Origin of the sequence: Micromonospora sp. NPDC051300 (genome assembly GCF_044455315.1) — a bacterium.
GTDB lineage: Bacteria > Actinomycetota > Actinomycetes > Mycobacteriales > Micromonosporaceae > Micromonospora > Micromonospora robiginosa.
Map to the genome: position 1 here is coordinate 38189 of NZ_JBITEP010000002.1, position 14083 is coordinate 52271.

The window sequence follows — 14083 nt, forward strand, 5'->3', positions numbered from 1 at the left end:
GAGCGTCGCAGCCGAGGGCTCGTCCGACAAGCGATTTGCCGGACGCCTACTGGCGGCGGCGGGCGTCGGCCTCGGCGTCCAGCAGGTCGTTGAGCGCCAGCGCCGAGTTGATCAGAGACAGGTGGCTGAACGCCTGCGGGTAGTTGCCGATCTGCTCGCCGGTCGCGGCGATCTCCTCGGCGTACAGGCCGAGGTGGTTGCTGAAGGTGAACATCTTCTCGAAGGTGAGCCGGGCGTCGTCCAGGCGGCCGGTGCGGGCCAGCGCCTCGACGTACCAGAACGTGCACATGTTGAACGTGCCCTCGTGGCCGGGGAGGCCGTCGGGGGAGTGCACCGGGTCGTAGCGGTGCACCAGGCTGTCCGAGACGAGGTCACGCTCGATGGCGGCCAGGGTGGACTTCCACAGCGGGTCGCTGGGTGTCACGAACCCCACCGCCGGCATGGCCAGCAGCGCGGCGTCCAGCACGTTCTCGTCGTACGCCTGCACGAAGCTGGCGCGTTCCCGGTGGTAGCCGCGGGCCATGACCTGGTTGTAGATCCGGTTGCGCTGCTCGACCCAGCAGGACATGTCGCCGGGGCGGCCGGTGCGGGTGGCGAGGCGGATGGCCCGGTCCAGCGCCACCCAGGACATCACCCGGCCGAACGTGTAGTTGCGGGGGTGGTGGCGGCTCTCCCAGATGCCGGCGTCGCGCTGGTCCCAGTTGTGGCAGAGCCAGTCGACCAGCCGGACGGTGCTCTTCCACACCTGGTGCGACACCCGGATGCCCTGCTCGTCGGCGAGGTGCATGGCGTAGAGCGCCTCGCCGTGGATGTCGAGCTGGAGTTGGTCGGCGGCGCCGTTGCCGATCCGCACCGGGCGGGAGCCGCGGTAGCCCTCCAGGTGGTCGAGCACCTCCTCGTGCAGGTCGGAGGAGCCGTCCACCCGATACATGATCTTCAACGGGTCCTGGTGGTCGCCGGCCTCGCGGATCCGCTCGTCCAGCCAGTCCATGTAGCTGCTGACCTCCTCGGTGAAGCCGAGGCCGAGCAGCGCGTGCACCGAGAACGAGGTGTCCCGGACCCAGGTGTAGCGGTAGTCCCAGTTGCGGGTGCCGCCGACCAGTTCGGGCAGCGCGGCGGTGGGCGCGGCGATCATCGCGCCGGTCGGCGCGTACGTCATCAGCTTCAGCGTGATCGCCGAGCGCTCGACCATCTCCCGCCAGCGGCCGGTGTAGCGGGAGCGCTCGACCCAGCGCCGCCAGTAGTCCCGGGTCCACTCGAACATCCCCTGGACCTCTTCCGGCGGGATGATCCGCGGCTCGGTGCCGCCGGTCTCCAGGACCACCCCGCCGGTGTCGCCCTCGTTCAGCGTGCCGTACGCGACCAGGTCGCCGTCGTCCAGGTGGACGTCTCCGGTCTGGGAGATGAGCTGCCGCACCGGGTCGACCGGGTGGAACGTGAGCGCCGCCGACCGGCCCTGGAAGACGTAGCCGTTGCGGTGCCGTTCGAGCTGGTGCTCCTCCCGGGCGTAGTTGAACCGGGGCCGGCACTCCACTTTGAAGCGCATGCTGCCCCGGACCATGTTGACCATGCGGACCAGGCGGTGCGAGTCGGTCGCCCGCTCGCCGGTGACCGGCATGAAGTCCATCACCTCGGCGACGCCGTCGGCGCTGATGAACCGGGTGATCAGGATCGGCGTGCCGGGCAGGTAGAGCTGCTTGGTGACGTACCGGACGTCGTGCGGGGCGATGCGGAAGTAGCCGCCCTTGTCCTTGTCCAGCAGCGCGGCGAAGACGCTCGGCGAGTCGAACCGGGGCGCGCAGAACCAGTCGATCGTCCCGTCGCAGGTCACCAGCGCGGCGGTCTGCAGATCGCCGATGAGCCCGTGATCCTCGATCGCCGGATAGCTCTCCACGTCGCCCCCCGCGCTCGACTGCTCCTGCGCATTCCAACCTAGGGGAAGAATTGTCAGGTTAGGGCCGTTTCGCGTGCTCGGCCGTCTCGCGGTGTGCCTCGACCGCCCGGCGGGTCTCCTCCGCCACCAGATCCGCGTTGATCATCGCGGCGGTCCGGGCGCCGGCCGCCGCGGCAGCGCCGACCTGCGCCGACAGGTCGGTCACGTTGCCCGCCACCCACACCCCCTGAACGTCGGTACGCCCCGCCGGGTCGGCCGGCACGTGCTCGCCGGCCCCGCTCTCGTGCGGCGCCGCGCGCAGGCCCAGCGCCGCCAGGAACCCGGTGCGCGCCGCCATCCGGGGCGCGACGGTCAGCACCTCGCGGGCGATCGTCCGGCCGTCGCGCAGGCGTACCCCGGTCAGCCGGTCGCCGGCGACCTCGACGGCCGCGACCTCGCCCTCGACCACCGGCACGCCGCGCGCGGCGAGCTGCTCCGCCTGCTCGTCGGTAAGCGGCGGCGCGGTGTGGCGGAGATAGACCACGTCGTCGCTCCACTGCCGGAACAGCAGCGCCTGGTGCACCGACAGCGGGCCGCTGCCGACGACCCCGATGGGCCGGTCCCGCACCTCCCACCCGTGGCAGTAGGGGCAGTGCACCACGTCCCGGCCCCAGCGCTCCCGCAGCCCGGCCACGTCCGGCAGCTCGTCCACCAGGCCGGTCGCCACCAGCACCTGGCCGGCCCGGACCCGGCGGCCGTCGGCAAGCGTCACGTCGAACCCCGTCCCGTCGCGGCTGACCGCCTCGACCTCGGCGGCGAGCAGGTGACCGCCGTACCGGCGGACCTCGTCGCGTCCGCGGGCCAGCAGCTCGGCCGGCGGCACGCCGTCGAGGGCGAGCAGCGCGTGCACCCCCTCGGCCGGCGCGTTGCGCGGCGCGCCGCCGTCGATCACCAGCACCGACCGGCGCGACCGGGCCAGCATGAGCGCTCCGCTCAGGCCGGCCGCGCCGCCGCCGATCACCACCACCTCGTAGCCGTCCGTCCGTGGCTCGGTCATCGTGACCACCTCCGCGACCAGCTTGCGACTGTCGTCGACAGAACCGCAAACGTTGTTGCCGTTGTGGCAAACTGGCGGCATGGACGACGACCTCGACCGGGCCCTCGACGCGGTCGGCCCGCGCCTGCGGGCGCTGCGCCGCGAGCGGGAGACCACCCTCGCCGACCTCTCCGTCGCCACCGGCATCTCGGTCAGCACGCTGTCCCGGCTGGAGTCGGGCGGCCGGCGGCCCACCCTCGAACTGCTGCTCCCGCTGGCCAAGGCGCACGGCGTCACGCTCGACGAGCTGGTCGGCGCGCCGCCCACCGGCGACCCCCGCATCCACCTGCGGCCGGTCGCCGCGTTCGGGATGACCATGCTGCCGCTCACCCGCCGGCCCGGCGGCATCCAGGCCTACAAGCTGATCATCCCGGCCGGCGGCCGGGCCGAGCCCGACCCGAAGACCCACGAGGGGTACGAGTGGGTCTACGTGCTGAACGGGCGGCTGCGCCTGGTGCTCGGCGAGCACGATCTGGTGCTCGCCCCGGGCGAGGCGGCCGAGTTCGACACCCGGGTGCCGCACTGGTTCGGCCGCGCCGACGACCAGGGGGTGGAGTTCCTCAGCCTGTTCGGCAGCCAGGGCGAGCGGGCGCACCTGCGCGCCCGGCCCCGCGACCGGGAGTGATCCTGCACACGCCTGGCACACAGCGCCTGCTCAGCTCGGGTTACCGGCTGGTTAGGGTGGGCCCCGCGAAGTCGTCTCCCGGCCACCGGGACGCGGCTTCGTAGTGCTTCACGGTGTCCGTGGAGCCCAGCCGTCCCGACGTTCTCCGGGCCAACCGCAACGGGACGGCTGCACCCCCACCGCCCGTCCGGCGACGACCGGCGGGCCAACCCGGAACGGAGTACGCCACGCCATGAGCGTGTCCACGCAGGATCCTGCTGCCCCGGTGGAGCCGGCGGAACCCGCCCCGCGCGGCCGCCTCGACCGCTACTTCGAGATCACCCGCCGCGGCTCGACCGTGCGGCGCGAGGTGCTCGCCGGGGTCGCCACGTTCGCCACGATGGCCTACATCGTGGTGCTGAACCCCCTGATCATCGGCACCGCGCCGGACGCCGACGGCAACCTGCTCGGCATCGGGCCGGTCGCCGGCGTCACCGCCCTCGTCGCCGCCGTCATGACGATCATGATGGGGGTCGTCGGCCGGGTGCCGTTCGCGGTCGCCACCGGCCTCGGGCTGAACGCGTTCGTCGCGTACGCGGTGGCCTCGCAGATGACCTGGGCCGAGGCCATGGGCCTGGTGGTGGTCGAGGGTCTGATCATCACGGTGCTGGTGCTGACCGGCTTCCGCAAGGCCGTCTTCCGGGCCATCCCGGCCGAGCTGAAGGCCGCCATCGCCGCCGGCATCGGCCTGTTCATCGCCATGATCGGGTTCGTGGACGGCGGTCTGGTCCGGCGGGTGCCGGACGCCGCCGGCACCACGGTCCCGGTGCAGCTCGGCGGCGACGGCACGCTGCGCGGCTGGACCACCGTGGTGTTCCTGGTCGGCCTGCTGGTCACCGGGATCCTGGTGGCCCGCAAGGTCAAGGCCGGCGTGCTGATCGGCATCGTCGTCACCACCGTGGTCGCGGTGATCGTGAACGTGCTCGCCAAGCCGGGCCCGGCGTTCGTCGACGGCAAGCCCAACCCGCAGGGCTGGCGGCTCAACGTGCCGACGCTGCCCGACCCGCTGATCCAGAAGCCCGACCTGCACCTGGTCGGCAACGTGTCGTTCGGCGCGTTCGCCCACGTCGGCGTGATGACCGCCCTGCTCCTGGTGTTCACGCTGGTGCTCGCCGACTTCTTCGACGTCATGGGCACCACGGTCGGCCTGGCCAAGCAGGCGAACCTGGCGACCTCCGACGGCACCGACATGCCCCGCCTGGGCAAGGTGCTCTTCGTCGACGGCGTCGCCGCGGTCGCCGGCGGCGCGGGCAGCGCCTCGTCCGCCACCACGTACGTCGAGTCGTCCTCGGGCATCGCCGACGGCGGCCGGACCGGCCTGACCAGCGTGGTCACCGGCGTGCTCTTCCTCGGCGCGCTGCTGCTCACCCCGCTGGTGTCGCTGGTGCCCAGCGAGGCCGCCGGCCCGGCGCTGGTGGTGGTGGGCGCGCTGATGATCCGCCAGGTGAAGGACATCGACTTCACCGACCTCGGGGTGGCCGTGCCGGCGTTCCTGACCATGACGCTGATGCCGTTCACCTACTCGATCACCAACGGCATCGGCGCCGGCTTCGTGAGCTGGGTGGCGATCCGGGTGGCGCAGGGCCGGGCCCGCCAGATCCACCCGCTGCTCTGGGCGGTCGCGGTGGCGTTCGTGTTCTACTTCGGCATCAACCTGGTCAAGGCGATTACCGGCGTGAGCTGAATCCATCCTCCGGGCTAGATGGGTGCGCTTCGTTCCGCGATGCTCTCGAAGATGTCGGCGTCGGTCTCCTGCTGCCAGCTTGGCAGGTCGGCCCAGTCAGCGACGTACGACGGTTTGGGATTCGGGAAGTGCTTGTGGATCTGACCGATCCAGCACAGCGCGACGAAGCGCCCCTTCTGCTCCCGGCTCAGCCTCCGCGCAGCGCCGTCCGTGGCCGCCAGAAAGGCGACGACCTGCTCGTACACGGCGGTGGCGCTGGCTCGCTCCCAATCAGGCATCGCCTCCCAGGGCGTGACGTAGCCGGGCTTGGGCTCGCCGGGATGGTGGGCTCGGACCCCGGCGATCCACGCATCCCGGAAGACCTGGCCTGCTTCAACGGTCATCTGCCTGCTCCTCAGGTTTCCAGCCGGCGACCGGGGTCGTGACGGCGGCGGTGATCTGCTGGGTCAAGTGGCGCACGTGGTGGTCACCGCCGAACGGCTTCAGCTCCGTCCGCAGGTCCAAGAGCCGCTGCTTGAGTACGCCGGACCGCCCCTGTCGCTCGGCGTCCAAGGCGGCGGCGCCGAAGTGTACGGCCTGGTAGACGTCGCCGCGCTGGACGCCGACCAGCGCGAGATCGGTCATGACGATCCCGCGTCGGCGCACCGACAGACCCTGGCTGACGGCCTCCATGAGGACAGGCTCAGCGAGGGCTGGCCGTCCCAGCGCTACGTAGCAGTTGCCACGTTCCTCGGTTGTTCGTGACCCGTTGAAGCGCAGCCATCCGCCGTTGTGCACCTCGTCGGTCAACGAGCTGACGGATTCCGCTGAGTCGAGCGCTCGGCGGCATTCGTCAACCTGCCCGAGACGCGCCAGCGCCTGGGCTCGGACCGACTGGACCCATTGCCTGGTGGACAGTTGGCTGTCGCCGTTCGCGGCCAGTCGCGCCGCTGCGTCGAGCATCGCCTTCGCGTCGGAGTACGCCTGCTGATAGAGGCTCAGGTAGGCGTACCGGGTCATGGCGCAGGCCCAGAGGTCGTACGCCTGGGCCTCGCGGCAGGCGGTCGCGGCGAGGGAGTAGCAGCGGCCGGCCTCCTCATGGTTGCCGGCATCGAAGGCCAGTTCGCCGGTGAGCTGAAGCAGGTCGGCCACGACGGCGCACAGCCGCCGATGGACGTCGGGAGCGTTGGACAGCCGCAGCGCGTCAGTCACGATCCCGAGTTGCTGACGGACCATCGGGGCGGCGGCGTGCTTCGGCATCGCTGCGCCGTATGCCTTCCACAGGGAGGCGTTCACCATCTCGTACTGTCGCAGGGTGCCGGCGCCCGGCGACGGCGATCCGGCCGTTGAGGAACCAGCGCGTTCCCAATCGACGCTGTGTGCGGCGGGTCCGCCCATCAGAGCACTGGCCATCGTGAGGATGCGCAGTAGTTCCCGTCGCGTCACGTCCCCAGTGTCCGCGATCTTTGTCGACTCCGGCCAGTCCGTGGCAATGCTGACTCCGGCAGCCGCCCCTTCGGTGCCAACCATCGAGGCCGGAGGCTTGAACCACAGCACGCGGGCCGGGATGCCGAGGATCTTCGACCAGTGCGCCAGGCGGTCGAGGTGCACGATCGGTGGACCATTCTCGATGCGGCTGAGTTGCGCCTGGGTCATGCCGAGCCAGCCGGCCACCGTACGCTGCGGCAGCGGTTCGCGGCCGTGGTACGGATGACAGCGGTAAGCGCGGAAGACCCGGCCGAGGTGTCGCTCGGTCAGGGCCTGCCGGATCGGTTCATGTTCCCAAAAGCTTGTCGGCAAGGTCGGCGGTGTGATGAGCCGGTCCCGCTGCGCCGTCTGGCAGGCGGCGCAGCGGCCGGTGTCGTTGTCGCGGGCCAGCCGCCCACCACAGCGTGGGCAGTTAGTGGGTCTTCCCGGCAACCTCGTCATCCGCGGTCGCTCCGTCCGTAGCGCTTCGTCGAGCCTATCCATCCAATCCGCTCCGTGAGGGATTGGTATACGTGGCGCGCATACGAGGATCGTCGCCGTCGACTTCCTGGACAAACGGACCTGAAGCGTGGGCACGGGCGGGACGATCAGCGGATGAGTCACGCGGACGTCAACGGACTACGGATCTGGTACGAGCAGAGCGGAGCCGGCAGGCCGCTGGTCCTGCTGCACGGCTCCTACGGCTCGACGGAGACGTTCGCTCCGACCCGGCGGGCGTTCGTCGCCCGTCGGCGGCTGATCGCCGTCGACCTGCCCGGCCACGGCCGCACCGCCGACGCCGACCGGCCGCTGCGCTTCGAGTCGATGGCCGACGACGTGGCCGCGTTGCTGCGCCACATCGACCTGCCCGAGGTCGACCTGCTCGGCTACTCGCTCGGCGGCGGCGTGGCCCTGCGTACCGCGATCCAGCATCCGACGCTGGTCCGCCGCCTGGTCCTGGTCTCCACCCCGTGCCGGCGTGGGGGATGGTACCCCGACGCGCTGGCCGCGATGTCCGCCCACGACGAACGGGTCGCCGAGCGGATGCGCGGCACCCCGGCCCACGAGCGGTACGCGCGGGTGGCGCCCCGGCCGCAGGACTGGCCCCTGCTCTGGGCCCGCAGTGGTGAGTTGCTGCGCCGCGACTACGACTGGTCGGGCGAGGTGGCCGCGCTGCCGATGCCGGTGCTGCTGGTCTACGCCGACGCGGACGCGATCCCGGTCCGTCACATGGCCGACTTCTTCGGGTTGCTCGGCGGCGGACGCGGGGACGCCGACGGTGCCGACCGCCCGGCGTCCCGGTTGGCCGTGCTGCCCGGCCTGACCCACGCCGACGTGGTCGCGTCCCCCGCCCTGCCGGCGGCGGTGCTGCCGTTCCTCACGCACGTCGCGCGCGTCCCCGGTTGAGCGCCTCCGCGGGAGGAGTGAGTACCGGTACTCAGACGGGACCGGGTATCCGGCGGGCTGACCGGCGGCGCCCGGGCGGGCAGGCTGGACGGGTGATCACCTGGAAGACGTCGAAGCCGGCCGCCGTCGCGTGCCAACTCGTGGCGGCCTGGGCTCTGGGAGCGCTGGTTCTGCCGGCGATCGGGGAGTCCCTGCTCGTGATGATGTTCTTCGGCGGCTTCGGCCCGGCCGTCGCGGTCGCGGTCGCGGGCCTGGCGGCGCTCCTGGCATACCTGATCTTCGTGGTCGCGATCACCCGTGAGGTCACGATCCTCGGTGCGACCGCCGGACGCCGACTGCTGTGGGCGCTCGCCGTCCTCTGCGGAGGCAGCGTCGGCGGCGCTCTGAGCTGGGCCGCCGCCGAGGCGGCCGGGATCGCGGTGAGCCGCACCCCGGCCGTGACGACCCTGCTCGGCGGCGTTCCCTACGCGCTGGCGGCCGGGTTGCTCCTGATCCACCGGTGGTTCCGCGCGACCGCGCTCGGGCTGAGCGTGGTGCTCGCCGGCGTCGGAGTGGCGGTGCTGCGGCACGAGTCGCCGGACGAACTCGACGCGCGCCTGGCCGCCGCCGACATGCGCCGGGAGACGGCCTACTCGGTCGCCGTTCCCGGCTACCGGCCCACCGACGGCCGTGACTACGGCGACGGCCGGGGTGGGGGAGGCTTCACCCCGGCCGACCCGGCCGCGGTCCCACCCGACCGGTACGTCACGATCACCACGTACGACCGGGTGCTGCCGGGGGAGCGGATGTGCGGGCAGCCGAACGCCCAGGACTCCCGCCTGACCTGGGGCTCCTGCACGGTCGAGGCGGGTGGTCTGGTCTACCGGCACAACGAGATCGAACACGGTTACCAGGTTCCGGTCGGCCGCCGGTACGTCACAGTCGTCGGCAGCCCGGCGGTCGGCCACGACGTGCTGCGGGCCGCGGCGCGGACGCTGCGCCTGGCCACCGTGAAGGAGCTGGGTGGGCACCAGGAGCAGACCGGCGACTACTACGTGGCGACGGTCCCCGGCTACGTCGGGCAGGTGGGCGGGATCCCTCCGAGCATGATCTACGCGCCCGCCGACCACCTCGGCAGCGGGGGGCAGAGCGTTGCCGTCACGCTCTACGTCACGTACGCGTCCGGCGACGAGGTCTGCCTCGGCGCCACCGAGTGCCGCGCGGAAGCCGGCCTCACGTTCGTCCGGAGTGCGGACACGCACGGGTACGTGGCCCGGCACGACGACATGAACGTGCGGGTCATGGGCGGACTGCGGGTCGACCGGGCGCTGCTGCGGCAGGCCGCGCTGGACGCCCGCCCGGCCACCGACGAGGAACTGCGCCGAGCGCTTCCCCCACTCCAGCCGCGCAACCTCGTCGATCACCTCCGGCGGTGGCTGCGGATGTTCTGACCGCCGCCGGCGTCACCACGAGACCTGCTGGTGGCACACCACCCGGCGCGCGTACGCCTCCGGGCCGCCGGAGGGTCGAGGTCTATCCTCGAACGACAAGCCGCGGGCGCGCTGACGGGGTGGTCGATGCCGAAGGGTCTGTCCACGGACCGGGGCGCGCCCGGAGACAGCCGGCGGCGCAACCTCGGCGCGCTGCTCCGTCGGGTCCACCTGGCCGGGCCGGTCTCGCGCGTCGGGCTCGCCGAGTGGCTGGGCGTCAACCGCAGCACGGTCATGGCGCTCACGGCCGAGCTGGCCGCGGCCGGTCTGGTCCGCGAGGTGCCCGCCACGTCGGGCGGCCGGGCCGGGCGTCCGTCCTTCGTGGTCCGGCCGGAGTCCGAGGCCGTCCACGTGCTCGCCTTCGACATCGCGGTGGACCGGCTGGTGGCCGCCCGCGTCGGCCTGGGCGGGGTGATGGCGGCCCGGCTGGAGGCGGACCGGCCGCGCGCGGGCGCCGACCTCGACGCGGTGGTCTCCGTGCTCGCCGGCTTCGGCCGGGAACTGCACCGGGGCGCGCCGCCCGGGTCGGTGTGCGTGGGTGTCGGCGCGTCCTACTGCGGGATGATCCGGCCCGGTGACGGGATGGTCCGGTTCGGACCTGACATGGGCTGGGTGGACCAGGCGTTCGGCGCCGAGCTGGCCCGCCGGCTGGACCTGGGCCTGCCGGTGCTGGTCGGCAACGAGGCCCACCTGGGCGCGATGGCGGAACACCAGCGTGGCGCCGGCCTGGGCGTACAGAACCTGATCTACCTGCACGGTGACGTCGGCGTCGGCGGCGGGATCGTCGTCGGCGGCGACCTGCTCGACGGGGACGGCGGCTACGGCTCGGAGGTCGGGCACATGCTGGTGAACCCCTATCGGGGGCGACCGTGCGGCTGCGGGTCACGCGGCTGCCTGGAGGCCGAGGTCGGTGAGCGGGCGCTGCTCGACGAGGCCGGCCGCCCGGCCGACCACCGGGGACGCGAGGCGGTACGCGCCGTGGTCGCCGCCGCCGGTGCCGGGGACGCGGCGGCCCGCCAGGCGCTCGGTCGGATCGGGGACTGGCTGGGCATCGGCGTGGCGAACCTGATCAACCTGTTCAACCCCGGTGTGGTGATCTTCGGCGGGACGCTGAGCGAGGTGTTCCCGGCCGCCGCACCCCAGGTCCGTCGCCGGATCGCCGCCAACGTGCTGCCCGTCTCCCGGGACAAGGCCCGACTGACCGTCTCGGCCCTCGGCTACGACGCCACCCTGATCGGCGCCGCCGACCTCGCCTTCTCTCCGTTGCTGACCAACCCCCTGGCCGCCCCCACCCATCCCTGACCCACCCGCCCAAGCGCCCTCACGCCCGCACGCCCGCGCCCTCGCGCTCCCGCGCGTCGTGCCCAAGGCCCCCGCGCCCACCCGTGCGGCGATCTTGCACTTTCGGCCCAGGCATAAGGCGCATATCGGGCTTTTGTGGGGCGGTAACTGCAAGATCGGCGGGGTGGTGGGTGGGAGGTTAGAGGTAGCGGCGGTAGCCGGTGGCGGAGGGGGTGAAGCCGGCGCTCTCGTAGAAGCGGTGGGCCTCGACCCGGCTTCGGTTGGACAGCAGTTGGATCTTGTAGCAGCCGGTGTGGTGCGCGCGGTCCACGGCGGCCCGCATCAGCGCGCCGGCCACCCCGCGACGACGGGCCGCCCGGTCGACGACCACGTTCTCCACCAGCATGAACGGCCGCGCCCCGTGGGTCAGGTTCGGCACGACCACGGTGTCCAGCGTGCCGACCAGCCTCGGGCCGAGGCGGGCCAGCAGCAGTTCCCGGCCCGGTTGGGCGTGCAGGCCCCGCCAGGCCGCGACGAGCGCCTCCCGGGCGGGACGGTCGTCGGCGGGGGCCAACTGCCACAGCAGATCGAAGACCTGGTCGACGTCGTCGTCGGGGGTCGCCGCACGGATCGTCAGCTCAGCGGGCACGGTGGCCGAGCCTAATCCTCCGCGTCGGCCGCCGGGCGGTCGAGCACCCCGCGACGGTACGGACCCCAGCCGACGAACCTGTCGAACAGGTCGCGTGGGGTCGGGCCGTCGTGCGGGTTGAGGCGGAACAGGTCGTGGGTGGCCTCGTGGTAGAGCCCGGAGAGGTAGACGGCCAGGTCGACCGGGTGGTCGGCGTACTCGACCTTGAGCAGGATGCGGGCCTGGGCGCAGGGCCACGGTGTGCCGCAGGCGCGGCAGAGCCACAGTGGCCGGAGCGGCAGGTGCGCCGGGTGGTCGGTCGGGTAGGGACGCGGCCGGTCCGGATGCGGCCCGAGCCGGGGTACGAGGAACGCGGCCACGTGCGTCACGACCTTTCTCGGCGCGAAGGGTGGGCCGCCCCGGCATCGGGGGGACATCGGGGCGGCCCGGTGGCGGCCGGACGGGAGTCGGCTCGCCGGATGACAGTCTGTGACGGGCGGCACTACGCTCGGAAGGCTTCCCGCCACTCCTGGTAGTGGCCGGGCGGGCTCGGGCTCCGGCCCGGGAGACCGTGGGAGTCGACGGGCGGACAAGGGGAGACCGTGGGCGGTTCGTGGTGGGACTTCATCGCCGGTGAGCTGCGGCAGGCTCGCGCGCGGGCCGGGCTCAGCCAGGAGGACCTGGCCCGGCGGATCAACTACTCCGCGTCCCACGTGTCCGGGGTGGAGACGGGTCAGCGCCCGCCGAAGGCGGACTACCTCACCGCCATCGACGAGGCGCTGGAGACCGGCGGCCTGTTCCTCCGGATGCTGCGCCGGGCCTCGCTGACTGACGGGGCGCCGTCCTGGATGCGTGCCTGGGTCGACGACGAGCGCGCGGCCACCATGCTCCGCTGGTACGAGCCGGCCTACGTGCCGGGCATCCTCCAGACCGAGGCGTATGCGCGGATGACGCTGGCGGACAGCCTGCTCAGCGCAGAGGAGATCGACCAGCGCGTCACCTCCCGGCTCGGTCGACAAGGGATCATCACCCGGGAACACCCCTGCCGGCTGGTCTCCGTCATCGATGTGATGGTGCTTCGTCGTCCCCTCGTCGGCCACGCGGGTCTGATGGGCCAACAGTTGGCGCACCTGGTGAAGATGGCCGTGCTGCCGCACGTGCAGATCCTGGTGGTGCCGGAGGAGGCCGGCCTCTACGCTGCGTTGCAGGGCGGCTTCATCCTGGCGAGCCTGACCGACGGATCGGTCGCGGCCTACCTCGACCACCAGATCCGCGCGCAGATGATGCACCAGGTCGAGGATCTCGTTGCCCTGGAAGCGCACTGGGAGGCGGTGCGAGGGGAAGCCCTGTCCCGTAGGCAGTCCCTCGATCTGATCAAGGAGGCGGCAAGCTCATGGATCTGACCGGTGCGCGATGGCGCAAGTCATCCCGATCGGGCTCCAACGGCGGTGCCTGCGTCGAGGTGGCGGACAACCTGCCCGAGGTCGTCGGCGTGCGGGACAGCAAGAACCCGTCCGGCCCGACCCTCGCCTTCGCCCCGGCCTCCTGGCGCGCCTTCGTCGCGTACGCGAAGCGGGTTTGACTCAACCGGTCAGGCGGCGGGCCAGCCAGGGCAGCAGCGCGTCGCCCTGGAGGCGCTGGAACGCCCGCACGGTGGGGATGCCGGGGGGTGGGGGGCGCCGGGCGCCGTCGAGGAAGAAGCCGGTGAAGCCGGCCAGCGCCCCGGTGAGGTCGGCCGGGTCGACCCGCGCGGTGAGCGGCGCGGTGGCGAGCAGGGCGTCCGGGTCGTGGCCGCCGTACACCTGGACGTTGACGACGGTGAGCAGGGTGTCCAGCCAGGCCGGCCCGCGACAGGCCCAGGGCCAGTCGACGAGGGTGACCGTGCCGTCCGGGCCGAGCAGCAGATTGTCGGCGCGGACGTCGAGGTGGCAGAGCGTGTCGCCGGCCAGGGCGGCGAGGCCCCGGTCGGCGGCGGCGCACAGCTCGTGCAGGTGGGCCCGGGCCCACGGGTCGAGGTCGGCCGGCGGGTCGTCGGCGATCCGCCGCCAGCCGCCGAAGTCGTCGGCGAGCGCGTCGGCCGCGGTGGTGGTCGCGACGGCGGGGGCCGGGGTGAGCGTCGCGGCCACCGCCTCCAGGGTGGACAGCACGGTGGCCAGTTCACCGGCGTCCCACGGGGTGGCCGGGTGCCGGCCGGCCACGTCGGCGTAGACCAGGGTGATCCACTCGCCGTCGTCGTGGCTGCCGAGCAGCTCGGGCGCCGGCGTGGTCGGCGGCAGGGCGGCGGCGATCCGGGCCTCCGCCCGGTGCATCGCCGGGCTGCGGTCGTTCTGCGCGGGGCTCACCGACTTGACGAAGGCCCGGCCGCCGCGCGCGGTGCGGACCCGGTCGGCGGTGCCGGGGGAGAAGCCGCCCGGCTGCGACTCGGCCGCCACCACCTCGTCGCCGAGGATGGCCTCGACCGCGGTACGGACGTGGGCGGGCAGGTCGCGCCAGGTGATCCGGGTCTTCGTCGGGCTGCTCACCGTTCCACCGTGC

14 protein-coding genes are annotated in these 14083 nt (G+C 72.6%); 7 read left to right on the plus strand and 7 right to left on the minus strand.

Features of this window, described 5'->3' with window-relative positions; all coding sequences use genetic code 11:
* Nucleotides 1-46 precede the first annotated feature (46 nt).
* Both ACIA5A_RS03280 and ACIA5A_RS03285 read right to left on the minus strand, forming a co-directional pair.
* Entirely contained in the window at nt 47-1894 is a 1848-nt protein-coding gene (locus ACIA5A_RS03280; RefSeq protein ID WP_396755921.1) for a glycoside hydrolase family 15 protein, read from the minus strand.
* Nucleotides 1895-1952: 58 nt separating this feature from the next.
* Nucleotides 1953-2930, minus strand: a complete 978-nt coding sequence (locus ACIA5A_RS03285; protein WP_396755923.1) for an NAD(P)/FAD-dependent oxidoreductase — start codon at nt 2928-2930, stop codon at nt 1953-1955.
* Nucleotides 2931-3009: 79 nt separating this feature from the next.
* Here ACIA5A_RS03285 and ACIA5A_RS03290 point away from each other — a divergent pair, with 79 nt between their 5' ends.
* Both ACIA5A_RS03290 and ACIA5A_RS03295 read left to right on the plus strand, forming a co-directional pair.
* Nucleotides 3010-3594, plus strand: coding sequence for a helix-turn-helix domain-containing protein (locus ACIA5A_RS03290; RefSeq protein ID WP_396755925.1), 585 nt, complete (start codon nt 3010-3012; stop codon nt 3592-3594).
* A gap of 232 nt (nt 3595-3826) precedes the next feature.
* Nucleotides 3827-5317 carry an NCS2 family permease gene (locus ACIA5A_RS03295; protein ID WP_396755927.1) on the plus strand — a complete coding sequence of 497 codons (1491 nt, stop codon included), beginning with the start codon at nt 3827-3829 and terminating at the stop codon, nt 5315-5317.
* Between the two features lie 14 nt (nt 5318-5331).
* On the opposite strand, the gene ACIA5A_RS03300 is transcribed toward ACIA5A_RS03295, so the two are convergent.
* Both ACIA5A_RS03300 and ACIA5A_RS03305 read right to left on the minus strand, forming a co-directional pair.
* Nucleotides 5332-5700, minus strand: a complete 369-nt coding sequence (locus ACIA5A_RS03300) for a hypothetical protein (RefSeq protein WP_181569703.1) — start codon at nt 5698-5700, stop codon at nt 5332-5334.
* Complete coding sequence (locus ACIA5A_RS03305) at nt 5690-7225, minus strand: helix-turn-helix domain-containing protein (protein WP_396755929.1); 1536 nt, start codon at nt 7223-7225, stop codon at nt 5690-5692. Before ACIA5A_RS03305 ends, ACIA5A_RS03300 begins: the two co-directional genes overlap by 11 nt.
* A 153-nt stretch (nt 7226-7378) precedes the next feature.
* Here ACIA5A_RS03305 and ACIA5A_RS03310 point away from each other — a divergent pair, with 153 nt between their 5' ends.
* The 3 genes from ACIA5A_RS03310 (at nt 7379) to ACIA5A_RS03320 (ending at nt 10941) form a co-directional block, all read left to right on the plus strand.
* Nucleotides 7379-8170 carry an alpha/beta fold hydrolase gene (locus tag ACIA5A_RS03310; protein WP_396755931.1) on the plus strand — a complete coding sequence of 264 codons (792 nt, stop codon included), beginning with the start codon at nt 7379-7381 and terminating at the stop codon, nt 8168-8170.
* Between the two features lie 92 nt (nt 8171-8262).
* Nucleotides 8263-9600: a hypothetical protein gene (locus tag ACIA5A_RS03315; protein ID WP_396755933.1), complete on the plus strand. Its 1338-nt coding sequence runs from the start codon at nt 8263-8265 to the stop codon at nt 9598-9600.
* A 126-nt stretch (nt 9601-9726) separates the two neighbouring features.
* On the plus strand, nt 9727-10941 hold the full coding sequence (locus ACIA5A_RS03320) for an ROK family protein (RefSeq protein ID WP_396755935.1): 1215 nt from the start codon (nt 9727-9729) through the stop codon (nt 10939-10941).
* Nucleotides 10942-11119: 178 nt separating this feature from the next.
* Here ACIA5A_RS03320 and ACIA5A_RS03325 read toward each other — a convergent pair whose 3' ends face one another.
* Both ACIA5A_RS03325 and ACIA5A_RS03330 read right to left on the minus strand, forming a co-directional pair.
* Nucleotides 11120-11569, minus strand: a complete 450-nt coding sequence (locus ACIA5A_RS03325) for a GNAT family N-acetyltransferase (protein ID WP_396755937.1) — start codon at nt 11567-11569, stop codon at nt 11120-11122.
* 11 nt (nt 11570-11580) lie between these two features.
* Nucleotides 11581-11928 carry a hypothetical protein gene (locus ACIA5A_RS03330; RefSeq protein WP_396756483.1) on the minus strand — a complete coding sequence of 116 codons (348 nt, stop codon included), beginning with the start codon at nt 11926-11928 and terminating at the stop codon, nt 11581-11583.
* 222 nt (nt 11929-12150) lie between these two features.
* On the opposite strand from ACIA5A_RS03330, the gene ACIA5A_RS03335 reads away from it, so the two are divergent.
* Nucleotides 12151-12951: a helix-turn-helix domain-containing protein gene (locus ACIA5A_RS03335; protein WP_396755939.1), complete on the plus strand. Its 801-nt coding sequence runs from the start codon at nt 12151-12153 to the stop codon at nt 12949-12951.
* Nucleotides 12942-13130, plus strand: a complete 189-nt coding sequence (locus ACIA5A_RS03340) for a DUF397 domain-containing protein (protein WP_396755941.1) — start codon at nt 12942-12944, stop codon at nt 13128-13130. The genes ACIA5A_RS03335 and ACIA5A_RS03340 overlap by 10 nt, the downstream gene beginning before the upstream one ends.
* A 1-nt stretch (nt 13131) precedes the next feature.
* On the opposite strand, the gene ACIA5A_RS03345 is transcribed toward ACIA5A_RS03340, so the two are convergent.
* Nucleotides 13132-14070, minus strand: coding sequence for a phosphotransferase (locus ACIA5A_RS03345; RefSeq protein WP_396755943.1), 939 nt, complete (start codon nt 14068-14070; stop codon nt 13132-13134).
* Nucleotides 14071-14083 lie beyond the last annotated feature (13 nt).

What these genes read in the sequence shown, in the direction of transcription:
- ACIA5A_RS03295 (WP_396755927.1), top strand. Translation starts at nt 3,827, where the DNA reads ATGAGCGTGTCCACGCAGGATCCTGCTGCCCCGGTGGAGCCGGCGGAA.
- ACIA5A_RS03320 (WP_396755935.1), top strand. Translation starts at nt 9,727, where the DNA reads ATGCCGAAGGGTCTGTCCACGGACCGGGGCGCGCCCGGAGACAGCCGG.
- ACIA5A_RS03340 (WP_396755941.1), top strand. Translation starts at nt 12,942, where the DNA reads ATGGATCTGACCGGTGCGCGATGGCGCAAGTCATCCCGATCGGGCTCC.
- ACIA5A_RS03285 (WP_396755923.1), bottom strand. Translation starts at nt 2,930, where the DNA reads ATGACCGAGCCACGGACGGACGGCTACGAGGTGGTGGTGATCGGCGGC.
- ACIA5A_RS03305 (WP_396755929.1), bottom strand. Translation starts at nt 7,225, where the DNA reads ATGACGAGGTTGCCGGGAAGACCCACTAACTGCCCACGCTGTGGTGGG.
- ACIA5A_RS03290 (WP_396755925.1), top strand. Translation starts at nt 3,010, where the DNA reads ATGGACGACGACCTCGACCGGGCCCTCGACGCGGTCGGCCCGCGCCTG.
- ACIA5A_RS03300 (WP_181569703.1), bottom strand. Translation starts at nt 5,700, where the DNA reads ATGACCGTTGAAGCAGGCCAGGTCTTCCGGGATGCGTGGATCGCCGGG.
- ACIA5A_RS03310 (WP_396755931.1), top strand. Translation starts at nt 7,379, where the DNA reads ATGAGTCACGCGGACGTCAACGGACTACGGATCTGGTACGAGCAGAGC.